Here is a 25,359-nt window from a genome sequence, read left to right on the forward strand (position 1 = left end):
TACAAGCAAAGGAGAGGTCAATATGCAGCGTAAAAAGATTTCATTTGCTATTCTGTCGGCAATTTTAGGGCTTGGAACGCTATTGTCAGGATGTGGGGGAAATGAAGAAATTACATCGACAACTTCGGGTAATTCGCAAGGCCAGTCTGGCCAGTTTGCAAACAAAATGAAAATCTCAATGTTTAACCAAGGTACTTTTAATGCTGCTGCTCCGGTACCTCCACGTGATGAAGATATTCAACGCCAAATGTTGGAAGAAGAGATGAACATCGACTTGGATATGATGATTCCTCAAGCGGGTCAAGCAACAACCAAACTGAATACACTCATTGCAGGCGGGGATATTCCAGACTTGATCTTCTTGAAAAGTCGTGCTGATCTTGCGCAATATTACGATCAAGGTGTTCTTGCGGATTTGACACCGTATATGGACCAATTCCCTGAACTACAGAAACGGTTTGGCACCGACTCGTGGGAGGCGATGTCCTATCAAGGAAAAACGATTGGAGTTCCAGGCTATGATAATGTAAACGGTATCAGTCGAAGCTTCTTCATCCGTAACGATTGGCTGAAAAAGTTGAATATGGAAGTACCAACGACACCTGATGAGTTGTTCGAAGTTATGAAAGCCTTTACAGAGAAAGATCCAGACGGGAATGGTAAAAACGATACGTACGGATTCATCGGCGGTATGAATAAAGAAGGCAATCTGCAAACCTACGGCTTTGATAGCTTGATGTGGATGTTTGGCGTCAATCCTCCTTCGGCCGTTGAGATAAAAGATAATGAACCGGTATTTCTATTTATCGATCCCAAAATGAAAGAGGCGCTTGCTTACATTAATAAAATGATGGCAGCCAAGGTGGTTGACCCGGACTGGGTAACGATGAATTCGCCTGATCTGTTGGACCAAAAGATGTTTAAGGGTAAAGTTGGCTTCATGATCAGAGATGCTCGTAGACTGGAGCCGGATTATCAACAGAAAATGAAAGAAATTAGTGGAGAGGTGCCGGAATGGATCGTCATCCCTCCGATGAAAGGTCCTTACGGGGATCAAATTGTAGAGAGAAAATCATTCCAGGGCAATTCATGGGCCATATCCGCAAAAGCGGACGAGGACAAAATCATTCGGATCTTGTCCATGCTAAATTATCTCTTTACGGATGAAGAAGCCTATCCGAACTTTGCATACGGAATCAAAGGCATCCATTGGGATGTCGTAGACGGCAAGATCAAAAATAAAACCTCTGAGTTATCAAAGGAAATGAAAGAAAAGTACCTGTGGGTCGATCATTATAGAATGCCGCGCCGTGGTGATGATGCGGAGTACTTCAGCTTCCAGAATCCTAAGACAGCGGAAGCTTTCAAGGACAATCAGCAATATGTAGGGCCAACGTTGCCCGGAAATTTATTGACCCCAGACCCCAACGATACCTTGGATGCTGACCGCACTCGTTTCATTAATGAAAGCTTGGTTAAATTTATGACGGGCAAAGAGCTTCTTTCCAACTGGGACAATTTCCTCCAGACGCTGGATACCAAGTTTGACATGCAGAAATATAAGGATACCGCAATCCAGCAATTTAAAGAAGCCGGCCTTATCAAGTAAAAATAAACGAAGAGAGAGTGGCTATTCGTAGCCCCTCTCTTTATTAGCATATGCTATTCTTAGTTTAAAACGGAACTAAAAGGAAGATGATCGATGCGAAGAAGAATCAGCTTGCCTATAAAATTATTTTTTATTGTGTTTGCCTTTGTATTAGGCTGCATCATCTTGATAAGCCAACTGTCTTATCGCTATGTCCAAAAGGAAATAAGAACCAATGACATTTTTTACACCAATCAAATACTAGACAAGGTAGACCAGTATTTCACCGTTAATTTTTCCTCCTTCCAGACGATTCTCTTCTCAGTCGAAACATCAGTGAAAGCCAACATTAACAATACCGAAGTGATTAAAAAGCAATTAAGAGAGCTGTATGAACTCAACAGTATTTATGTCAGTAATATTTATTTGATCAAAAACGATTTATCCATTCTAGGTGGAAGTACACCTACTCGAATATTCGATGAACCTTTATCTGAAAGAGCGCCTTTATTTGATGCAGCTGACAAGAATAGAAGGACTACCTTTGTTAGTGAACCTTACAAATCGAAGTATTCCGGCTGGACCGTTACGATGGTTCGATATCTGAACGGTGCTCCGTTTCCTATGGCCATTGCGGTTGATTTGGATCTAAATGCCATTGAAGAAACCTTGTTCAAGATTAATAAACAGGAACAAATGAATCTGGCTCTGATCACTGCGTCAGGTAAGATCATTGCCGGATTTTCTGAAAATAAAGGACCTCTGAATATTCAAGATCATTCTTTTTCGATCGGAGAGACGTCAGCGGAAGAAATTCTGGATACGACAGAAACAAACCTTCAACTGTATACCAACGATGGTACTCCGGTCTCCCTTTTGAAAAAACCAACAGAGAAATTCAACTGGACCATCATCTCGATCAACGATGAATCACGCTTAAAAGCAGCGTTGTCCAGATTGGAAACCTATTATATCGAGCTTCTCGCTGCAGGTCTTCTTTTAAGTTTGTTCATTTCTTTTTTGGTTGCCAAATATATAAGAAAACCACTTTATACGCTCAAAACAAAAATGAAGCAGGTGGAACAAGGTATCCTCACAACGACAATAACGATTAATCGAAACGATGAGTTTGGTGATCTTTCACGAGCATTCGATCGCATGCTTCAGCAGATTGTTGAACTGATTCGCCGAGCCGAGCTTCATAATGAACTTGAGCGGAAGTTGGAAATCCAAGTGTTACAGTCTCAAATTAACCCACATTTTCTGTATAACACACTTGGTTCGATCAGCAATGTAATACGTCTCGGACAAATAGAGAAAGTAGATGTGGTGATCGGGTCACTCATTTCATTATTGGAGTACGGGATAGACGATGCTTCTGAGAAGGTTTCCCTACGCCAGGAATTACGCAATGTAGCGGACTATATCGAGATCCAGAACATTCGGTATAACCGAAACTTCTACTTGATTGAAAATATCGAAGCAGGACTGATGGATTTTCCAGTTTTCCGAATGCTGTTACAGCCCCTTGTGGAGAATAGTATCTTCCATGGTTACAACGGAGGGGGAATTGAGGGGCCTATTACGATTCATGCGTACAGGGAGGACGGCATCGTCATCATCGAAGTTGTTGATCAAGGTGAGGGAATTCCAGCTGATAAAATAAACCATATTTTAATCTCAGAACCGAGTGAAGAGGAAGTAAAAAGAAAACGAATCGGGCTGAACAATATTCATGGGCGAATAAGACTCCACTACGGAGATCAATTCGGGCTGGATATCATAAGCATACCTAAGGAAATAACCCGTATACGCGCCTTATTCCCGGCAGAATTGCAAAAAGGAGATGCATAATGGGGAGAGACTATACCTGCTTTATTGTTGACGATGAAGACCTGATCATTCAACGATTGGAATTGTTTTTTAATGAGCTTTCTCATAGGGATAGACGATTTGTTCTAGTGGGCAAAGCGAATAATGGCCTGAATGGGATCGAGGAGATCATAAAACTTAAACCGGATATCGTCATATCCGATATTGTAATGCCGCGTATGGATGGCATCTCCATGATTGAGCAGCTCAAGGCGGAGCTCCCCCATACCCAATACATACTTCTGACCGCCTATTCATCCTTCGAATACGCTCAGCGGGCGATTCAAGCGAACGTATTGGAGTACATTGTAAAGGTTCCGCTGAGGGAAGCGGATCTGAATCGAGCGTTGGATAAGGCAGCCGGAATTTTAAATGAGTTTGAGAAAAAAGAAGCAGAATTTCACTCGTTAAACGTATCCGTACTTGAAAATAAATATAGAGTCCGCAAGCAATTTTTTAACGAATTGATCCGAGGTGAAATTCCTTCTCATCGGGCATCGGATTTTGCCAATCGCATGCAGTTTCATTTCTTTCAATCCAACTATTGCTGCTTCATCGTTGAAATGAATACGTATGAAAGTTTCCGAAACGAATACGCGGCCGCAGATCAAAACATCTTGAAGTATGCGATAACAAATATCATCGAAGAAACGGTGATGAATGGTAGCAGTGGGGTAGCTGCGGATCTGTCGGATAATCGTTTTATTGGTTTTCTATCCTGGGAAAATAATCGCAGTGATATGGAAACGGAATATGCTTGCCTATCCTTGGGAGGGCAGATCATCTCTCATTTGCATCAATATTTGAATAAAAGGGTATCTGTCGCTTTTGGAGGTCCACACCGAGGCTGGGAATCGATCAAACAAGCCTACACGGAAGCAAAAAATGTGAGTGAGGATTTCTATTATCATACCGAAAAAGTCGTAAAAACACCGATGCATCGGTTCCAATACCATAATGACAAAAAAGCAGACTTTCAGCAGAAGCTGGCTGATTTTCTTATACGGCTGAAACGAAAGATTTCCAAGGGAGAGCTGGACAATGCACTTGCCGATCTGAACCAATTTGTTACGGACCATAAAATCCACAAGTCCATCATGGCGCCAATGATTAGAGACTTGTACAGAGACATTACCGTGAAATTTAAATCGGGGAACAAGATGGCCACGGAAGTTCCAGACTTCCCCATGGAATTTATGGCTTTTCAGGAGCAGCTCGCTTATATTGGCGACTTCACATTTGAATACCTACATGCGGGCCAACTATTACATCGTGCAGAAATTATGAGTGCTATGCATTATATAGAGACAAACTTGAAACAACGTTTAACGTTGGAGGCAATTGCGGAGGAAGTGAATCTAGCGCCATCGTATTTTAGCAGCTTATTCAAAAAAACAATGAACGAAGGCGTGATCAGCTACATCAACCGTAAAAAAATCCATCTCGCCCTCGAGTTGTTAAACGTTCGGGATTATTCTTTATTGGAATTGTGCGAGGAAGTAGGTATCGTCAATGAAGGGTATTTTTGCAAACTTTTCAAAGAATATACGGGGGATACGCCTAAGCAATATCGGATAAAAATGACACGGTAGGAATCCAAATAAGGATGCAAAAAATGTATGATTTTTTCGCGAAATCCTGTAAAAAAAAAGGTGCCAAAACCATTACCATGATAGGAGTATCTAATCATGGAGGTTATCCAAATGGAGCTTATGAAAGCAGATGTAACCGTCATAGGTGGAGGAATTGCCGGGATATGTGCTGCCATTGCTGCCGCACGCCAGGGGCTGCAGGTTTCACTTATCAATGATCGGCCAGTTCTGGGTGGAAATGCGAGCAGCGAGGTCAGAGTTCACATTAACGGGTCTGCATATCTCGGAAACAGTCCATCCTATTATGCCCGTGAGGGCGGTTTGGTAGAAGAACTCAAGCTGAAGATATTTCATTACAATCCGTTATACAACAAAAAGCTTATGCTTTCACTTTCGGATACGGTCTTGCTCGACATGGTGTATGATGAGCCCAACATTTCTCTATTTCTGAATACATGTGTGCATGAAACGGGCATGGAGAACGGCAGAATCAAATGGGTGGAGGGCCTTCAATTGGCTTCGGAAAGAAAATTTCGTTTTGAAAGCCCTACCTACATCGATTGCTCCGGCGATGGTATTGTTGGATATCAAGCAGGTGCTCACTTCCGATGGGGAAGAGAGGCGAAGCATGAATTCGAGGAGGAGCTCGCTCCAGAAGTGGCGGATCATTACACCATGGGTGATACAATTCTGTTTCAAGCCCGTGACGTAGACTATCCCGTTCCTTACAAAAGGCCTGGCTTTGCGTATGATATTACGAAGCTGGAGTTTTTTGATAGTATCAAAAAAGGATTAAACCATCGGTCTTTTCCAAGGAAAATCAACGGGCTTGGCGGATTGTGGTGGCTGGAATACGGCGGACATATGGATATTATCAAGAATAATGAAGACATCGCATTAGAACTGCGGAAATTGGTATACGGGATATGGGATTATATCAAAAATAGCGGTGAGTTTGATGATGTAGACAACCTCATCCTGGATTATGTATGCCCGATTCCGGGAAAGCGAGAGTCGAGACGGTTTATAGGGGAGCACATGCTGTCTCAGAACGATCTCACAGCAAAGCCTCATTTTGAAGATGCGGTATCCGTCGGAGGCTGGTATATGGATTTGCATGCGAATAAAGGCATCTACGATGAAGGGCCAGCTACCGCGTGGAATTTCGTACCGGGATTGTATAATATCCCATTCCGCAGCTTATTTTCACGCAATATTCCTAATCTCATGTTCGCTGGCCGGAATATTAGTGCTACCCATGTGGCATTCGGGTCTACAAGGGTCATGGCAACCTGTGGTTGTATGGGGCAGGCGGTAGGAACGGCTGCTGCGTTATGCGCAAAATACGAGACAGACCCTGCGACCATCGTCAAAGCCCATATGAGTGTGCTTCAAGCGCAGTTGCTTCGAGATGGGCAAACGATTGTAGGACTTCCAGAGCAGTTGGATCCTTATTACGCTGACGGATTAACGATTCGTGCCTCGTCTCAGAGAAGCTACGATAATCTTCAACCAACCGAAGAGATCTCCCTGGACAAAGCGTTATGTTTGGTCTTGCCGATTCAGACATCCGTGGCTGAAAGCGTGCAGATCAAAATTAAAAATAGATCCAATCAATCGGAAACATTGCAAGTAAAGCTGTATGGCGGGGATCGGAAGGAAAACTATATTCCGACCAGCGAACTGAAAGATTACTGCTTGCTTATCTCAGCGGGTCACGATGACTGGATTACACTGGACCTCAGCTGCAAGAAGCCAGAAGACGACAAAATCTACATCGTATTGGAAGGTACAGCGGGCCTTGCTGTATATGGCAATGAAGAAAATATGACTGGAGCGGTTAGCTTCCTTTATAGACCGGAAGAGCCATCCAGGCTGAAGAAGCTTAATAAGAGCATTTGCTTCAAGGATCTGCTACCATCCCAGGATATGTATAATCCCGCGAATGTCGTCAACGGCTTCTCCAGACCTTATGGTCTGCCAAACGTCTGGATTTCTGAACGTTCAGAAGGACAGGAATGGTTGGAATTTGGTTTTGCAAGCCCCAAGAATCTGGATGAAATCCACCTTGTTTTCAATTCGCAGCTGAATTTGGAGCATTTCGACGATCCGATCGAGCCACTGATCCAGGATTATGATGTGACCTTAACCTTAGAAGATGGAACCAAGAGTGAAATTAAAGTCCGTGGGAATTATCTTTCGTTGAATAAACATCAGGTGCATGCACAAGGTGTAACCCAAATCCGATTTGATTTCTGTGCAACGTATGGTTCGCCTTATTATGAAGTGTTTGCTGTAAAATTTTTTGCTCCTAAAAACGCTAAGTGAGGGCGGGTGAAGTCGTGATGAAGGAATTTTTTCCTCGAAGAGGACTGCCTAATGTCATTCAGAAGTTGGAAAATGGAGAAACCGTGACCATCGTTTATTTTGGCGGAAGTAATACGCGTTCTGAAGGATACAGGGTCATGACGGCGGATTGGCTGCGCAGACAATATCCCAATGCCGATATTCGCTCTGTGAACGCAGGCATTGATGGGACAGGATCGGATCTCGGCTGCGCCCGAGTGGAGACAGATGTACTGCGTCATCAGCCTGATCTCGTGTTTGTTGAATTTGTCGGTAACGATGGCGGAGTTCCCGAATCCAAGGCGCGGATCGAAGGTATTGTGCGACAGATCCGCAAGCGCAGCCGGTTTACCGATATCCTGTTTGTATATACGGTTAAGGAGCGGGATGTGCCTTTATTTCAATCCGGCGAATACCAGAAGGGCGCTCTTATGCAAGAGGAAGTCGCCGACTATTACGGCATTCCTTCGATTCATCTGGGCGTAGCGGTCAGTCAATTGGTTTCGGATGGAAAGCTTATTTTTACTTCAAGGGCAGACGTGTCCATCCCCGGAGCCGTTATTTTCACGCATGATTCGATCCATCCGACGATTCCCGAAGGACATCAGATCTACACAGATACCATCATTCGGTCGTTTGAGAAAATGAGCAAACTTCGAGATCACGTGGGAAAAGTCGAACATCACTTGCCGCAGGACCCCTTGGTCCCGTCCAATCCTTGGGAGTATGCAACCATGCTGCCACTGGATCGTCTTAGTCATTTTTCGGCAGGATGGTCTTACATGACTCCCGATGATTTTGCCTTAGTAAGCCAGTATGATTGGTTGTTCCCCGGTTTATGGCGAGCAGTTGATCCCGGAGAGGCGATCACAGTGGAGTTTGAGGGAACCCACATCGGCTTATTTGATATCGGGGGGCCGGATTCTGGCCGATTGAAGGTGTCGGTGGATGGAGAGGAACCCTTCCTTATTGATCGATTCACACCCTATAACGATCATAATCGAAATCAATATGTTTTCTTGCCGGAGCTACCCAATGGGAAGCATACAGTTCGCTTCGAGATCGATCACGAGAAAACTGACAAAGCGGCCGTGTTTGAGGCAAGTGGCAATGAACGAAGTATGGAACATGTTCGGCAGCATCCTGCTTGGTATGATCAAACGGTCATTCAGCTTGGAAAGTTGTTATTGGTGCAGCCGCCATTATAATTGATTGGATCACTCGGAACACCTATATTCTATCTGACTGCAACTGAGCAATCAATTAGGATGTGGGTTTCTTTTTTTACTTAAAATCGTATAAGAAATTCTTAAAATGAAAGAAATTTTACGGTGATGTGACTGCTAAGATAAAAACAACAGAGCGGGATTAGGCAGATGGCTAAGGCTAAGGGTAATTGCTTTTTTACGATCATTCGAGCAAAAGGCAATGCATTTTTGGAAGCGTTATTATTTTAAGGAGAGGCTGTGAATTGTATGGTCAAAAGGAAGCTGTTTTTCTTCATCGTTTTCATGTTGACGATCGTAGTTCCTTTCAGCCTGATCGGAATAAGGGCCGCTTACGCGGAGACCTTACCTTATCAGACGATTATCATCGATGACGGGAGTATCAAGATCAATGATGTTGTGACACCTGATGCGGATAACGAGAACAATGGGTATTCGGCTCCAAATTGGGCCACAAGCACAGGGGTGAAGGGGTATGATCTTTCCAGCACCAAATATACGAGTACAGCAGGCAGAACGATAACATGGAATCCACGCTTGGAAGCAGGAACGGCGAAAATTTCGTTCTATAAGCTGGATTGGGCGGATAAGGCAGATAGTAATGTAAAAATCGAAATTGTTCATAATGGAACGACGGATGTAGTCTTTATGGATCTAAGACCTTCATCTGGTGATCCAGCGGGATGGGTTGATTTAGGAGAGTACTATTTTTCCGGAGTTGGTGAAGAATTCGTTCGATTGACTCGGTCTACCAGCACGACGAACACGATCCTTACGCGCGCGGATGCGGTCAAGTTCGAAGGGAATATTCAACAGAAAGAGCCGCATAAGACGATCATCATTGATGATGGAAGCCTCACAATTGATAATGTCGTCACTGTTGATGCAGGTAATGCCAATAACGGATTCTCTGCTCCTTATTGGACCACAAGCGCAGGAGTAAAGGGATACAATAATTCGAGTTCCAAATATACAGACGCTGTAGGTAGAAGCATCACATGGAATCCGCGCTTGGAAGCAGGGACGGCGAGAATATCGTTCTATAAGCTGGATTGGGCGGATAAAGCAGATAGTAATGTGAAAATTGAGATTGTTCATAACGGGATTACGGATGTTAAGTTTATGGATCTTAGACCTTCGTCAGGTCCATCGGTTGGATGGGTGGACCTGGGGGAGTATGAGTTTAGTGGTGATGATAGCGAATTTGTCAGGCTGACTCGAACGCAACCTTCTACGGGTACAATTATTACGCGAGCTGATGCAGTCAAGTTCGAGGGGGATATCCGTCAACAAGCACCGCCGCTCCCCCCGCTAAGAAGCCGTACCTTAGCGAATCTCAGTTACACGGAAAAAGGCAGCATCAAAAATGCTAACTATAAGGCAACCTTCTATGAGGCAGCATGGGATGAAGGCAAATCCATCGTTCGTGACATGTTCTACAAAAACACAGAGACGGGGAACTGGGTTCCAATCAATAATGAATCGGAAAGACTTGAGGAGCAATGGGTTTTATTAGATGGGAATGCGGGCAGCCGAACCAATTACTACGATACGATGAACAAACGCTGGATTACATTCGACGGAATTCATTTTCCAGACAGCCAGACGGCGGTATTGACCGATTCCACGCATGGCAGTGATTACGATTTTGAAGTGAACTGGTCCATGGCAGGGGATAAACCAGATGTTTCCTTCGCCTTTACGCCTCGCCGCGACGGCAATTATGTGATTGGATATCAGTCCTTCACAACAGAGGCAGTCTCGGGCATTAATGAAGTGTTAAATGGATTCAGGTCACACGCCAAAATGGTAGGTACAGCAGAATCAACAAGCTTAAGAGAGCTGAGCGCTCCGATGAGCCTGGTTGAGAAGAATGATGGTGCGGGAAATCCATTGACGTATGGCATATTTGTACCTTCGGCAGAGCTTCCGGTTGAATTTGAACCGACGGGAGGCGTTACAAAACAACGGCTTGGCATGAGCCTTGTCAACAACGAAGGTAGCGTGCAGCCAATCCTGTATGCGCCTCAATTAGGGACTTATTCGCAAATGACCGCAGAAAGCACGTATCAATTTCATATGGGGCTAACCGCTCAAAAAAGCAATCTGTATGAGTCTTACGCGGATATTCTTCGCAATGAGTACGGTTATTCAGCATACCGGGAAAATGTTTCAGATCAGTCGCTCACTGACGCGATGTTTAATATGATCGATTTGCTTAAAATTGAGCCGCAAGGGGACGACTCTGTGAATTATGTCCCATCACCCAGCGGGTGGTGGAGCCGTGCCAAGGGCTTTATCGATATCGAAAACGAGGATAGTGTCCGAACAAGCTCGAATGCGGTTCTTTTGGGGGCTTATTATTTGACTGGGGATGACCAGCTATACGATACGAGAGCACTGCCGTCCGTCCAGTATGGCGTATCGCGAAACGGTATCGGTTGGTCGCCAACGCAAAAGAAAGTATATGGTGTGCCTTCCTTATGGAAAATGGCTACTCTGCCGTTTGATGTTTCAAGCGTAGCCGCTGTCAATCAGATGATGGGTACTTCGGCAGGAATTGGGGCACTGGCACAGGAAGAATACCTCGTGCGTGACCCGGATCAGAAAGACCGGGGGCCTGTCATTCAGCCCCTGATGATGTATCGTATGACGGGAGATGCGCAGTATTTGCAGGCTGCGAAGGATGCAGCCGACAGCTATATCACGCAACATATCGATACGCCTGTATCCGTCGATGTGAGTAAAAATGAGTTCATTTATTATTACAGCAAGCTGTGGATGGAGATCTTGGAGCTATATGAGGAAACGCAGGATCCCAAATACTTGAATGCCGCTTATAAGGAAGCCAAACGGTATGCAACCATGTTTGTTGCTCGCCCGGTTCCTGAAGGTAACGTTACGATTCCGCAGCCGGAGACATATAATTACGCGGAGTCGTTCCATTGGCCGGAAAGTGGTAAATTTCAATATCCTAGGCTCAAGCTTCCAGAAGATATAGCCGGAGGTGTTCAAGCGGATCGCTGGCTTGTTTCACCGAGCGGATTGACGTTTGAAGCAGGAAGTACAACCGGCTATTATCGGATGAATGCTCAGGAAGCGCCATTCATGCTGCGATTGTCGCTCTATACAGGGGATACACTGCTGCAGGATATTGCTCATAATGCGGTTATCGGTCGATATTCCAGTTATCCAGGTTATTACTATAAAGGCTTCGCCGTGAGCCAACTTGAACCGGATTTTCCTCTGGAAGGCCCAAGCGGGGCTACATCCATCTATTATCACCATATCCCGGGGCAGCTTGGGCAAACGATGGATTATTTGATCAGTGAACAATCATTGAAATCGAACGGGAGTATTACGTTTCCTTCCGTATTTGAAACGAATTTTTTATGGTTTAAATATCACCTCTATGGGAATAAACCAGGGCAATTTTATGGTAATTCGGACGTCTGGCTTTGGATGCCCAAGGGGATTATTAAGACCAACCATCCTCAATTGAATTGGATAACGGGTGAGAGCGGCGATAAATTCTACATCGGGTTAAGCAACGCATCTTCAGAAGAAGTTCAGACTCCAATTGAATTAAATGAACATATCATTGGATTCAACCCGGCACAAGATTACACCGTAACGATCATCCGCGACAATGGCACACCAGAGCAAACGGTTATGAGTGGTGGAATCATTCAAGCCACGGTTTCAGGCAAGGGAATCACCGCGATCATTGTAGAGGGACTCGATATTGATGTACCGCTGCATCAGGTCAGAACGGCTGATACATCGGATGCAAGCTATTTCTTTGATACCCACAGTCCAATTGATGCGGTTAAAGGCATGCTGCTGGTTAAGCCCGACGAAACGGTTTATGATGCTTATGTGCAGGCAAAAACGACAAAACCAGCGACAATCCATTATTCCCTGGATGGCGGGGCTACGTATACGACCGTCCCAGATACGATCTATCCGATGGAATGGTCGATACGGGTGAATGATTTATCCCAAACCTTTACGTATTACGTGGAATCGGAGGGGAAACAGACCCGTAAGCGGACACTCTATCTGCCGGATCAGGTATCGGAAACGCCAGTCCAACCCGATGGGCAGGATAGTTCATCCATCATTGTGGATAATACGGAGGCGGAGACAGAAGGCGATTGGATAAGGGATACGACGGCTGACAACTATTATTATGATAACTATGTGTATGCCAAATCTACGACCGGCACAGCGACAAGCAAAATGAGATGGCGGCCTGAGCTGCCGGAAAGTGTCACTTACAGTGTGTATTACAAGATTCCGCAAATCACTGCTGCGAGTGAAAATTGGGCAACAAATGCCTCATTTACCGTTTATCATAGCGGAGGCTCCGAGACCGTTACTGTTGATGAGACAACGGCGAATGGTACTTGGGTGCACCTGGGGGATTATCCTTTTGCTGCAGGCGATAGCGGGTACGTGGAACTAACCAATAAGGCCAACAAATCGAGAGTCGTAGCCGATGCGATTATGTGGGTGGACCCAAACAGGGTACCGCAATTGGAGTCTGCTGTGGTCATGTCCGATCGGAATGAACTGCAGATGACTCAACCCGCACAACTGAGTGTAACCGGATATTTGGATAACGGTTTGATCGGTGATTTAACACAGGCCAATGTGCAGTATTTTGTTGATCGCACGGATCTGGCTGAAGTGGATAGCAGTGGGTTGTTGACCCTTCTCAATCTCAATGAGGACACGGATCACATTGAGGTATGGGCCACTGTCACGATTGACGGTATCACCTTAACCACACCGCCTTTGACCATCACGATCAAGGACCTAACGGTTATCGTGGACAGTACAGATACAACTGGGTTATACACGACAGAAGGGTCTTGGAGCCAAAGCAATTTAGCCGGATACAAAATTGGGGTTAAGTCCCGTTACTCTACAGTTCAAGGATCATCAGCAACGTGGAAAGGCCAGTTTCCAGAGGGGAAATATACGGTCTCGATCTACAAGCTCGTTCATACGACGGCCAACGATAATCATGTCAAAGTGGAAGTGAAGCATAAGACGGGTACCGAGCTCACCTATATCGATGCAACTGTCGGCTCATCGGGTTGGGTTAATCTGGGAACGTTCGACTTTACGGGTGACGGTAGCGAGTATGTCAGGTTAACCAGAGTTACGCCTACAACGGTAGACCCGCCAACTCTTCCTGCGGATATGATCTATACGAGGGTTGACGCAGTTATGTTCGAACGGCATTCCGATGATTCGGAGCTGCTTGCAAATGAGGTGCAAGGTGAACCGACACTTTCTGAATAGCGGTGAGTATATGTATGAAAGTGGAACAACGGTAAGTGATGATATACTACTTATTGTAAAATAACCGTAAGAGCTGAGTGGATGAGAATGATCCATTCGGCTTTTTTTGGCGAGGGACAAGAACTTATACTGAGCTGGATTGATTTTATACAATTGATTTCATGGATACAATTGACAATAATAGATTCCATATGTAGCATTTGATTGGTAACCAGGAAACAAAACATAACTAAACGGAGGGATTTTCCATGGCTAATGTAAACGTAGGCGAAGAGAAAGCACAACCCATTCAACTGTATTACGAAGATCATGGTGAGGGACAACCTATCATCCTTATACATGGCTGGCCTTTGAGTGGACGATCCTGGGAGAAGCAAGTACCTGATCTAATCGAAGCTGGTTACCGGGTTATTACGTATGATCGTCGTGGTTTTGGTCAGTCTTCCCAGCCTTGGGATGGTTACGACTATGATACATTTGCTGCAGATTTACATAAATTGATTTTACATCTCGATTTGCGTGATGCTACACTGGTCGGTTTCTCCATGGGAGGCGGCGAAGTGGCCCGCTATATCGGAACATATGGAACGGAACGGGTCTCCAAAGCCGTATTTGCCGGAGCTGTGCCTCCATACCTTTATAAATCCGAAGATAATCCACAGGGAGGATTGGACGATGCAACAATTGAAGAATTCCAAAATGGGGTTAAGGGGGATCGTCTAGCCTTCTTGGATGCATTTACGAATAACTTTTTCGCTGCAGGAGATCGTACAGATCTGGTGAGCGAACCGTTCCGTCTATATAACCGCGATATTGCTGCTCTGGCATCCCCTAAGGGTACACTGGATTGCATTGCTGCCTTTGCTCTTACCGATTTCCGTCAGGATCTGGAGAAATTCAATATTCCAACACTGGTTATTCATGGCGATTCCGATGCCATTGTGCCGCTTGAAGTCAGTGGGCAACGTACACATGAATCCATCCCTGGCAGCCAACTTGTGGTCGTAGAAGGCGGCCCACATGGCTTTAATGCGACACACCCCGAAGTATTTAATGCAGCGTTAATTGAATTTTTGCAATACTAAGCCTGGAATTAAGACGAGCACTGAAAAGGTCGCTATCCAATCAAGGATAAGCGACCTTTTCATTATTTATTCAGATTTTGAGGAATCAAATAGACTTCAACACAGAAAGTGTCGGATACCATCTGTATTCTTGGAGGATCCTGACCATTTGGATTACTGATGCTTTGTAAGAATATCAAATATGATCTTTGCATTATCTGTATTGTCGATCAACCCGGAGAATCGGTGACTTGCCGGGCCGTAGGCATAGACCGGAACATCTTCACCTGTATGTCCACCTGTTGTCCAGCCCGTAAATGAACGGTTATTAATAATCGCTTCAATAGCATTATCAATCTTTGTTACATCCGCACTTTTGGCTGCTGCTTTTACCGATTGAATCTCTTCAGGTTTCAACTCCAGTTTCAGATAACTTTTCAGTGTTTCTTCAACCGAAGCACCTTTTGCAATTTGTGCTGCCATGAAGTCTGGCGTGCGCAGAGCAGCTTTGATCGGGTCCACGAAGAAGTTGTATTCTCCGTCTTTTCCAAGGGTAAGTCCGCCCGTGGAGTGGTCGGCAGTAGCTACGACAAGTGTTTCACCGTCTTTTTTGGCAAAATCAATAGCTGCCTGAAATGCTGCTGCGAAATCTTCCATTTCACTCATCGCGCCAACGATATCATTATCATGTCCTGCCCAGTCGATCTGGCTGCCTTCCACCATTAGAAAGAATCCTTTGTCGTTAGAACTGAGGCGATCAATCGCTGTATTGGTCATCTCAGCCAATGATGGAGTTGCAGCAGTACGATCAATCAACTTGTCCAGACCTCCGTCGGCAAACAGTCCAAGCACTTGTTGATTCTTATCAGCAAGGAGAGAGGAACGATCCGTCACATAGCTGAATCCGGCCTTCTGGAACTCCTTCGTCAGGTCACGACCCTCGCGTACAAAATTGGATTTCCCTCCACCAAGAAGTACATCTACCTTATGCTTGCCATTAATCAACTCATCATAATAATCGTCCGCAATAGCATCCATATTTTTTCGACTGATATCATGGGCACCAAATGCAGCTGGTGTGGCATGAGTGATCTCCGACGTAGCTACGAGTCCGGTGGACTTGCCGTTGTCTTTGGCCTGCTCAAGTACGGTTTTGACTTCCTTCTGCTCAGGGTCAACCGCAATGGCCGCATTGTAGGTTTTTACGCCTGCCGACATGGCTGTTGCTGCGGAAGCGGAATCCGTCACATTTTGCTTATCATCATCCGGATAGGTCATTTGTGCCCCCACAAGATAAGGGTCAAATACAGTTTTGTCCATGCCCTTCGTCGAAGGATCATCCTTCATATGACGGTAGGCGGAAGTATAAGAGGTTCCCATACCGTCCCCAATGAGGAAGATGATGTTCTTGATTTGTTTCTTCTCCACACTTACGGCTTGAACGGCACTTGCTTGTCCGGCTGACAAGAGAGTAGAAGCCGATACAGCCAGAGTCAGCGCTACCACTGGTAGTACTCTTTTAGATAATTTCACAATGATTCCTCCTCGTTATATCTCAAACATGAATGCATGAAGCTATATTCATTTGTCCAACATTAAGAAGATTATCATTTATTTGTAAATGAAAACCAAGAGTTTTGTATTCCTGAGGTAAAACAAAGAAAATAAGGCAATGACTTCAGTTCTTTTAGATGGAACAATGAAATGCAGAGAGATATGAAAATGACACGTGAAGCAAATTCAATAGAATCAACACTAAGCCGCGGTACTTGGTGCCGCAGCTTCATTGTTTGTACAAAAATATACTCATTCCGCAGTTTTTGAAGTATGATACAACATAAGTAGAACGCTTTCATTTTGATATCATGGTTACAAAGTCAATTTCATTTTCAGGAGGCTCTTAAAATTGTTCACAACAAATACAAAATATGATGGGTATCTCTTTGTACATTTTATTGGCGAACAGCCAGACGGTGAGCAAGTTTACTTCTCCTATAGTGAGGATGGCCTTCACTGGAAGGACCTCAATGACGGCATGCCTGTACTGATTTCGAACCTTGGGGAAAAGGGAGTAAGGGACCCATTTCTGATACGTTCCGCCAAGGAAGATAAATTTTATCTGATCGCTACGGATCTCCGCATTGCAAGCGGTAAAGGATGGACTCATGCCGTTCAAGGAGGGAGCCGTGATGTAATGGTGTGGGAATCCAGTAATCTTGTAAACTGGTCTTCTCCTTGGAACGTTACACTCGGTGTTGAGGATGCAGGTTGTGTCTGGGCCCCCGAAGCGGTGTATGACGAAGCAACAGACGAGTTCCTCGTATTCTGGGCTTCTGCGACTCAGGAGCCTCAAGAACCTGAACGAAAGCAAAAAATATATAGCGCTCGTACAAAAGACTTTCGTACGTTTTCCGCATCTGAAAAGTACATTGAGCGGGATAACCATATTATCGACACAACGATTCTCTCATCTGCCAGCAGTTACTATCGATACTCCAAGGATGAAACGACCAAAAACATCCGGGTCGAAAAGGGAGCTTCACTCGACAAAGATGCGTTCGTTCCACTTCACGCTCCAGGGCTCGAAGTTGTGGCAGGTGTTGAGGGACCTCAAATATTTAAATTCAATGATCGCGAGGAATGGTGCCTGATTGTCGATCGTTTTGCAGAGGGTAAAGGTTACCTTCCTCTGGTGACTACAGATCTGGACAGCGGGGAATTCCGTATTGTACCTGATGGGGAATTTGATATGGGAACGACCCAAAAGCGGCATGGGAGCGTCCTGCCAATCACGGCCGAGGAGTGCAACCGGTTGCTGGCGGCTTTCGGAGACAGTCATCAAGTGCTTCCTGGACAATATGCCGATCCTGATATCGCAAAGTTTGAAGATCGTTACTACATGTATCCGACAACAGATGGATTCGAGGGGTGGTCAGGAACACAGTTCAAGGTGTTTTCTTCTGTGGATCTGAAGCATTGGCAAGACGAAGGCGTCATACTCGATCTGGGAACAGACAATGTAGCCTGGTCCAGTGGTAATGCCTGGGCACCGGCGATTGCCAGCCGAAATGGGAAGTTCTATTTTTATTTCTGCGGCAAAATGCTGAACGGCGAGAGCGCAATCGGCGTTGCTGTAGCGAATACACCGATCGGTCCATTCCTTGCCGAACCGCAACCTTTAATCACGATGGAGCAATTAAAACGTCTGGGCATTACGATGGGACAGGCTATTGATCCTTCCATCTATGTCGAAGATGACGGGAGAACGTACCTGTTATTTGGAAACGGACATGCAGCAATTGTTGAACTTGAAGATAATATGACAAGTGTAATAGAGGAAACGATGAGCAATCTGGCAGGCTTGCATGATTTTCGCGAGGCCGTAACTGTTCTAAAGCATGGTGGACGATATCACTTTACGTGGTCCTGTGATGATACGGGCAGTGAGGACTATCATGTAAATTACGGTACGTCAGAGCAGCTATACGGTCCAATCACCTATCAATATCCGATCCTGAGTAAAAATGTCGAGAAGTGTATGCTGGGCACAGGTCATCACTGTATTTTTCTTGAACATGAAACCGGTCAATACCGGATTGCCTATCACCGTTTTGTAACGCCATTGTCCAGATTTTCCTCTGGAAAGGGCTGTCACCGCGAAATATGTATAGATCCGCTATATTTCGGAACGGATGGGCTGTTGCAGCCGGTAATTCTCTGAATTCAGGCCTTCATGTTCATCGATTCTGGAGAAGAAGTAATGGCGAACAAAAGTCGCTAGGAAGGAGGAAGTGATATGGACTCTATTCAGGAAGCAGCAGACAAGCTGGGAGCCAAATGGCCGAAGGCTGGGCCAAGCAGATGAAGAAAAATGGGCCGTATTCCAACGGGTACGTGACCAGATTGGGGAGCGTATTAAAACGTTTGCTGAAACCGGAAAATGATACAAATCCGCCGGAGCAGGACAATTTAATGAATACCGAAAGGATGCCACGATAAGTGGCATTTTTTTGTTCAAAAAAAATGAACGTTTCATTCAAAAACGGTTCTTTGACTTACTCATAACACCAACATAGAGTGATGACAAGAAAGGTAATTGATTTTACCTATGAAAATGAGAAGCATGCACACTCTTGACCTTCCCCTGCACGGGAAACTGTATACTCGCATTATGTTAAAAGATTGGAGATGTATGTTGTTCAAAATCAGTGCGTTTTCCAGGCTAAGTAGGATCTCTTTAAAAACACTGCGTTATTATGACCAGATCGGCATACTTAAGCCGAAAATGGTGGATCGCGATACGGGTTACCGTTACTATTCCGCAGATCAGCTTCTGGAGCTCAACCGAATTTTCATGTATAAAGAATTGGGGTTTACATTGCCACAGATTATGCAGTTGCTACATGAAGATATTACATTGGAGAATATTCAAGGTATGTTTAAGCTGAAAAGAAGCGAAATCCAGCAGATTATCGATACGGAACAAGCCAAACTCGTCCGGATTGAGAAGCGCATGCAGCTTATAGAGGAAGAGGGGCAAGTCGAAACTGGACAAGAGATCCGAATCAAAGCGGAAGGTGCTCAGCAGTTTCTTTTTCAGGTAGGGTGCGGGAGGGAAGAGGATATCCCGAATTTATTTCGTCAGTTTGATCAGTCATTAACAAAAGAAATGCGCCAACTGATCCACGGACCGCAGGTTGTTCTGTGGAAAGAAATCGCCGGACAAGAGGATGAGTTCGAGTTTGAAATTGGTTATTTCTTAACCTGTGAGCTGCGATCACCTCCCGACCCCTTTCAACTGCGGACTCTTCCTGCTGAGCCCATGATGGCCACCATCGCTTACCGTTCCAATGCCACCTTTGCCTGTAAAGCCTGTGTTCATCTAGCTACATGGATTGAGAAAAATAACTATCAGATCAAGGAAAACGAGTCTGGTAGGGAACTATACTTACCTTTATCTCAAGAACAAGATGCACAATTGATAGAAATACAAATCCCAATACTAATTAGATAACTGAAGAAGACGGAGTGGAGTAAATTGAAAAATAAATGGATCATCTATGTCCTCGCACTGGCTGTTTTTCTGATTGGAACCATTGAATACATTATTACAGGAGTCATTGAAATGATCGCCGCAGACTTGAGCGTATCTACTTCCGAAGTGGGTTTACTGGTGACTGTATTTGCTCTGGCAGCGGCCATTATCGCCCCGATTCTCATTGCATTTACAATAAATATGGATCGGAAGAAATTACTGTTGTCCACCCTCAGTGTGTTTATAGCCAGCAACGGACTTATGCTTGTAAACCTTTCTTACGAAACATTACTGTGGGTGCGAATTATGCAAGGGGCAAGCGGAGGAATCGCTACCGTTATAGCTATGGCCGTATCGACACGACTTGTTGAAAAAGAGAAAAGGGGCAATGCCATCGGTATCATTTTGATGGGGCTCAGCAGTTCGCTAGTACTCGGTGTTCCCATGGGCACATTTTTTAGCGAAATGTTTGGATGGAGAGTTCTATTTGTATTCATCGGTTTGTTGAGTGTTCTTCCATTACTTATCATCAACAATAAGGTTCCAGCAATCAAAGAGGAAGAAAAGGTCACGCTGAGAATGCAACTCTCCATTTTAAAAAATCCAACCATTCTCATTGCCTTGCTTATTACTTTATTGTATATTGGCGGTTATTCTACACTGTTCACTTATATTACGCCTTTCTTGCAAGCTACATCCTCTCTTTCCATGACCGAAATTAGCGGTGTTTTATTCCTCGCGGGAATTTGCAGCTTTGTCGGATCAAGAGTAGGTGGGCAATTGGCCGATGCAAAGGGAGCAAAATTCACAATTTGTCTCGGTCTCCTGTTACAAGGGGCGACTCTTCTTTTGTTTGCTCTAGCCGGTGTGAATCTCTTGGTTTTAATCTTGGTTTTAATGATTTTTATGTTAGCAACGTGGAGTATTTCCCCGGCCCAGCAATTATACCTGGTTACTTTGGCGCCTCGCAATCCGGACATTGCCCTAAGCGTAAATACGTCGTTCATCCAATTTGGCTTTGCACTGGGATCTGGATTAGGCGGGTTTGTCATCAGTCGTACATCTGTCCTGTATTTAAATTGGTTGGGTTTTGGAGCTGTAAGCATTGCTTTACTTCTTGCCCTACTACTATTCAGAAAGATGAGCAGTAGGACTGGAAACCCTATGGTTACTGGTGAATAGAATCGAATGAAACTTAGGGGTTCACTCGGTGCAATACTGGGAGGGACACAGGTCTTATATGGCGTTCAAGTCCTAATTTGAAACAGGGAATGTACGAGTCGTACATTCCCTGAAAAATAAAGCATTATTATCACTCTAGAGTGATGTTGCTTAAGAACCAAACAGTGTATTTATATGCGGTTGTTGCAACCAATCTTTCAGAGAAGTCAATTGGAGATCTGGAACAATTACGCGATCTTTCACGTCATAATAGTTCAGGGAATCAATATTGGCTCCGATCCAACGATAGAAATTCGCAATACCAGCTGCTTGGTCTGCCCCCATTACTGGCGTAAGCGCTGCTTCAAAATCATCATAGTTCAGGGAATGGAAAGTTACATTTTGACCCAAGGCTTGTGTAAAACGATCACCCAGTTCTGCACCCGTGAGAGCTTCTGGCCCTGGAGCCAGTAACACTTGTCCTGCCAGCTCAGGATGGCTTAACGCATAAACATGATATTGCGCTGCGTCTTCGGAGCTGATCCATGGGATTGGTTTATCCGCTGGCACAGGGTAGAAAAGCATCCCATTATTGATGAGACCCGGAATCAAAAAGTTCTCCATATAGAGTGTAGGTTTTACCAAAATCGTTGGAATACCGCTATGTCGTACATACTCGATCATTTCGCGTTTAACATCCAACGTTTGGGTATCGGTTGGCTGTTCTGGTAAAAAGCCATTCGAATTCACAACGATCAATTTCACGTCTGCTTGTCTAGCAGCTTCAACGGCATTCGTAATTTGTTGCTTCATTAATGCTGTGTCATACTCGATTGGCATATTCAAGAAGACTTTATCCACACCGCTGTTAACTTCATTCAGCGTTTCTAGTACAGACAGATCGCCAACAAATGCATTTATGCCTTGTTCTTTCAAGGCCGTTACGTTCTTCTCATGACGTGTAATGGTGCGAACCGCTACTCCTTTGGAAGTTAACAATCTTGCAACCGCTCCACCTTGCACCCCTGACGCTCCATAAACTAATATCGTTTCCATATATACAACAGCTCCTTATAGTTACATTCATTTGTTCAGTAATGAACTAAATGTTATATTTATATTAACTAACTCACAAACTTTATGTAAGTACGCACATTCGAGATACCAGGTATCTCGAATGATACTTTTGGAGGTAAACTTATGAAGCTCGCAGAAGCAGATAACAATTAAAGTCACGTTAATAGCGACTCGTGAACAGGTTAGCCAGTAATGACTGGCGGCCTTTTTTGTCGTTTCACGATACTGGTATATCATATGGGAAAAACAGGTTCTTGATTTTCTTTCCCGATATGCAACCGAATCCAAGATTGTGATAGGCTGTAACTGCAAGAATTAAACGATTATATGGAAGGGGATGATCTACCTGGATCAGGAACTCGCGGCTACGATTGCTATCGAATTCAAGAACAATCAGAAGGTGTTAAACGCGATTGGTGACGAGACCCGGCAAGCCATCCTCATCGCCTTAATTCAAGGACCGCAAAAAACCGGCATGCGCGTAGGTGAGATCAGGATGAAAACACACCTCTCCCGACCGACCGTATCACATCATCTGAAAATATTAAAAGAATCGCAGATTATAAGCGTGCGTAAAGAAGGAACTCTCAACTATTACAGTCTGGACTCGGGAAGCAAACTGAAATTGTTGAAAAATCTGGTGAATGAAATAGAGAAAGTGTTTGCACAATGTGAAGAACTAGCATCGGAATAGCGATTAGGAGAACAGGGAGGGGGCGTTGCGATTGAATCGGACAGTTGAAGCGGCAAACGGAGTCGACATTCCTCAACTTGGGTTCGGCCTTTATAAGATCAGCGACGGGGAAGCTTTCGAGAGAACTGTCGAAGAGGCAATTCGAATTGGTTATCGCCATTTCGATACGGCCAAAATTTACGGAAATGAAGCGGCACTAGGCCGAGTCATTCAGAAAAGTGGCATTCCCCGGGAGGAATTCTTCATTACCTCCAAAGTGTGGACGACAGATCTCGGGTACCATGCGACGAAAAAGGCGTTCGAACAGACTTGCCAGAAACTGAACGTAACGTATCTCGATATGTATATGATTCATTTCGCCGGTCCTCATTACGTGAACTCCTGGAAGGCGATGGAAGAGTTATACGACGAAGGTAGAATTAAAGTTATAGGTGTAGCCAATTTCGAGATCCGGCATCTGGAGCATCTCAAGAAGAATTCCCGAATTTCGCCGATGGTTAATCAGATCGAGACCCATCCGGAATTCCCACAACACGAATTACATGATTATATGCTTCGACATCGGATTCTGCATGAAGCTTGGGGCCCGTTGGGACAGGGAAACAAGGGGCTGCTGGAACATCCGGAGCTGGCCGCAATTGCCCTTCGCCATCAGAAATCGGTTGCGCAAGTCATTTTGCGCTGGCATCTGCAACGCGGAATTATGGTCATCCCCAAATCGACGAACCCTCAACGGATAAAAGAGAATAACGAAATATTCGACTTTGAACTGAATGAGAATGACATGGAGAAAATACGGCGCTTGGACACAGGCAAAAGATATTCCTTAAACCCGAATGGTTACATGATCAACCCGATTTATATAAATTTGATGAAACTGTTTATTCGCTGATAACCCCGACCTTGTAATTGAACAGATATATAGGGGGGAAGCGAAATGAAGACGATCAAGCGCATGATGGACCACCTGTACTGGGCCGACGAACGCATCTTAGAAGCACTCGAGGAATCCAATTTGGATGCGATTATTGACTATGCGAACCAGAGCGGGGTTCCGTTCCGAACGTCTATCCGGGATATTCTCTCGCAAGTCATCTTACATGGGCAATATCACCGGGGACAGATTAACCGGGCACTTCGAATCGAATCGGCGGAGCCTGTCCAAGTCCGATTACATCACCTTCGCACGACTCTAAATGGGTGGGGCGAATCTTCAACATTGCTGTGCCAGTAATATGGAGCAGAATTTCCCATATGTAATTCATATATTAATCCATATGAAATGTGAGTAATCGGGGCATATACATGCCAATAACGACAGCGGCCATTGTTACCCGTGATGATGACCGCTTTGTCGGCGGGGTAACTCTTGACGGTAATATGCTAGGTGCCATGGACCAGCGTAACATTATTACCTTTTATACAAAGAAAAGCTCATCGGTATGAATCATCAGAATGATGGGATGCCGCAGCCTGCAGGGAATGGCTGCGAAATTCGCTCGGCGCGATGCCTGTCCACCGCTTGAACTGACGGCTAAAATGGGCATTGGTCTTATACCCCAGCATCATGGCAATATGGTCAATGTTCAGGTCAGTTTGCTTTAACAGCCGCTGGGCTTCGTTCAGAAGGGTTTCGGATAAAAACTTGCGTGGCGCTATGCCGTATACCTGCCGAAAAATCCGATTGACCTGTGACGGGCTAATGTTCAGCGACTTGGCGATATCCTGGATCCAGGTTCGCTCGCTTTCCTGTATTTCCCCATGAAGATGGATATATCTTACCGAATCCTCAATGTGCTCGGCAATTTGATGGGCGATGGCTTCTTTTCTAGATAAGGTAATGGATGCATTCTGAGATAACTGGCCGACTAGGGACCCGAGCAGTTCAAATACGGCGGCATGAACCTTCATTTGTTTGGAAGAAGACAGTGAGACGGACAAGTGCTCTGTGGCAAGGGCATACAGTGTAGACAGTGAAGAGGAAAGCCCCTGAGCTAAATCCGAATCAGCCGGATAATAAATGTCCTTGCAGCGGTTGAGTTCTCTGCAAAAGGAGGTATCGTGTATGCTGAAATGAACGGAAAAGTAAGTGAAGCCCTGCGGTCCGGCACCGGTACAGGAATGGGTTACTCCGGGGCGGATGAACAAAAGATCTCCAACGGACTGACTGTACACTTGTCCGTTAACCACCATGTTCATCTGACCTTCCATCATCCAGTGGATTTCATACATCGAATGCTCATGGGACGGATAAGTCCAGTTCGAATCTACTTTTCTTGCGTGTAACCCCAATAATTGAAAAGACATGCGAACATCGGGCAGACGGCCTAAATACTTAGCTTCCGAAAGTTTGGTCACAGGAACCTCCTCATCATGTTCTGTATTCCAAAT

General features: G+C 44.9%; 17 protein-coding genes and 1 pseudogene. 15 read left to right on the forward strand and 3 right to left on the reverse strand.

The window, feature by feature from the left end; genetic code table 11:
* Window positions 1-22 precede the first annotated feature (22 nt).
* The 7 genes from AC1S8V_RS15350 (at window position 23) to AC1S8V_RS15380 (ending at window position 15,022) form a co-directional block, all read left to right on the forward strand.
* Window positions 23-1,609, forward strand: coding sequence for an extracellular solute-binding protein (locus AC1S8V_RS15350; protein ID WP_482074324.1), 1,587 nt, complete (start codon window positions 23-25; stop codon window positions 1,607-1,609).
* Between the two features lie 315 nt (window positions 1,610-1,924).
* Entirely contained in the window at window positions 1,925-3,442 is a 1,518-nt protein-coding gene (locus tag AC1S8V_RS15355; protein ID WP_482074325.1) for a sensor histidine kinase, read from the forward strand.
* Complete coding sequence (locus tag AC1S8V_RS15360; protein ID WP_482074326.1) at window positions 3,442-5,052, forward strand: response regulator; 1,611 nt, start codon at window positions 3,442-3,444, stop codon at window positions 5,050-5,052. Before AC1S8V_RS15355 ends, AC1S8V_RS15360 begins: the two co-directional genes overlap by 1 nt.
* Window positions 5,053-5,148: 96 nt before the next feature.
* Entirely contained in the window at window positions 5,149-7,380 is a 2,232-nt protein-coding gene (locus tag AC1S8V_RS15365) for an FAD-dependent oxidoreductase (protein ID WP_482074327.1), read from the forward strand.
* A 17-nt stretch (window positions 7,381-7,397) separates the two neighbouring features.
* Window positions 7,398-8,606, forward strand: coding sequence for an SGNH/GDSL hydrolase family protein (locus AC1S8V_RS15370; protein ID WP_482074328.1), 1,209 nt, complete (start codon window positions 7,398-7,400; stop codon window positions 8,604-8,606).
* 303 nt (window positions 8,607-8,909) lie between these two features.
* Window positions 8,910-13,937: a golvesin C-terminal-like domain-containing protein gene (locus AC1S8V_RS15375; RefSeq protein ID WP_482074329.1), complete on the forward strand. Its 5,028-nt coding sequence runs from the start codon at window positions 8,910-8,912 to the stop codon at window positions 13,935-13,937.
* 248 nt (window positions 13,938-14,185) lie between these two features.
* Window positions 14,186-15,022, forward strand: coding sequence for an alpha/beta fold hydrolase (locus tag AC1S8V_RS15380; RefSeq protein ID WP_482074330.1), 837 nt, complete (start codon window positions 14,186-14,188; stop codon window positions 15,020-15,022).
* A 153-nt stretch (window positions 15,023-15,175) separates the two neighbouring features.
* Here the strand turns inward: AC1S8V_RS15380 and AC1S8V_RS15385 are convergent, their stop codons facing one another.
* On the reverse strand, window positions 15,176-16,537 hold the full coding sequence (locus AC1S8V_RS15385; RefSeq protein ID WP_482074493.1) for an alkaline phosphatase: 1,362 nt from the start codon (window positions 16,535-16,537) through the stop codon (window positions 15,176-15,178).
* A gap of 370 nt (window positions 16,538-16,907) precedes the next feature.
* Between AC1S8V_RS15385 and AC1S8V_RS15390 the strand changes: the two genes are divergently transcribed.
* The 4 genes and pseudogenes from AC1S8V_RS15390 to AC1S8V_RS15405 all read left to right on the forward strand — a co-directional run bounded on the left by AC1S8V_RS15390 (window position 16,908) and on the right by AC1S8V_RS15405 (window position 21,218).
* Window positions 16,908-18,722, forward strand: a complete 1,815-nt coding sequence (locus tag AC1S8V_RS15390) for a glycoside hydrolase family 43 protein (protein WP_482074331.1) — start codon at window positions 16,908-16,910, stop codon at window positions 18,720-18,722.
* 139 nt (window positions 18,723-18,861) lie between these two features.
* Window positions 18,862-18,945: pseudogene (locus AC1S8V_RS15395) on the forward strand (arsenate reductase); the annotation flags it as partial.
* A 251-nt stretch (window positions 18,946-19,196) separates the two neighbouring features.
* Entirely contained in the window at window positions 19,197-20,015 is an 819-nt protein-coding gene (locus AC1S8V_RS15400) for a MerR family transcriptional regulator (protein WP_482074494.1), read from the forward strand.
* Window positions 20,016-20,039: 24 nt separating this feature from the next.
* Window positions 20,040-21,218: an MFS transporter gene (locus tag AC1S8V_RS15405; RefSeq protein ID WP_482074332.1), complete on the forward strand. Its 1,179-nt coding sequence runs from the start codon at window positions 20,040-20,042 to the stop codon at window positions 21,216-21,218.
* A gap of 150 nt (window positions 21,219-21,368) precedes the next feature.
* On the opposite strand, the gene AC1S8V_RS15410 is transcribed toward AC1S8V_RS15405, so the two are convergent.
* The gene (locus AC1S8V_RS15410) at window positions 21,369-22,253 is read right to left on the reverse strand and encodes an SDR family oxidoreductase (RefSeq protein ID WP_482074333.1); all 885 of its coding nucleotides are present in this window, start codon (window positions 22,251-22,253) and stop codon (window positions 21,369-21,371) included.
* 358 nt (window positions 22,254-22,611) lie between these two features.
* Here AC1S8V_RS15410 and AC1S8V_RS15415 point away from each other — a divergent pair, with 358 nt between their 5' ends.
* The 4 genes from AC1S8V_RS15415 to AC1S8V_RS15430 all read left to right on the forward strand — a co-directional run bounded on the left by AC1S8V_RS15415 (window position 22,612) and on the right by AC1S8V_RS15430 (window position 24,414).
* Window positions 22,612-22,968: an ArsR/SmtB family transcription factor gene (locus AC1S8V_RS15415; RefSeq protein ID WP_482074334.1), complete on the forward strand. Its 357-nt coding sequence runs from the start codon at window positions 22,612-22,614 to the stop codon at window positions 22,966-22,968.
* A 31-nt stretch (window positions 22,969-22,999) separates the two neighbouring features.
* A complete protein-coding gene (locus AC1S8V_RS15420; RefSeq protein ID WP_482074335.1) occupies window positions 23,000-23,860 on the forward strand; it encodes an aldo/keto reductase in 861 nt (286 codons plus the stop codon).
* 45 nt (window positions 23,861-23,905) lie between these two features.
* Window positions 23,906-24,202 (forward strand): hypothetical protein, encoded by a 297-nt coding sequence (locus AC1S8V_RS15425; RefSeq protein ID WP_482074336.1) that lies wholly within the window; start codon window positions 23,906-23,908, stop codon window positions 24,200-24,202.
* Between the two features lie 71 nt (window positions 24,203-24,273).
* Window positions 24,274-24,414 carry a hypothetical protein gene (locus AC1S8V_RS15430; RefSeq protein WP_482074337.1) on the forward strand — a complete coding sequence of 47 codons (141 nt, stop codon included), beginning with the start codon at window positions 24,274-24,276 and terminating at the stop codon, window positions 24,412-24,414.
* Here AC1S8V_RS15430 and AC1S8V_RS15435 read toward each other — a convergent pair.
* Window positions 24,403-25,326, reverse strand: coding sequence for an AraC family transcriptional regulator (locus AC1S8V_RS15435; RefSeq protein WP_482074338.1), 924 nt, complete (start codon window positions 25,324-25,326; stop codon window positions 24,403-24,405). The genes AC1S8V_RS15430 and AC1S8V_RS15435 overlap by 12 nt on opposite strands.
* Between the last annotated feature and the right edge of the window lie 33 nt (window positions 25,327-25,359).

The organism is Paenibacillus sp. B46(2026) (assembly GCF_056786355.1).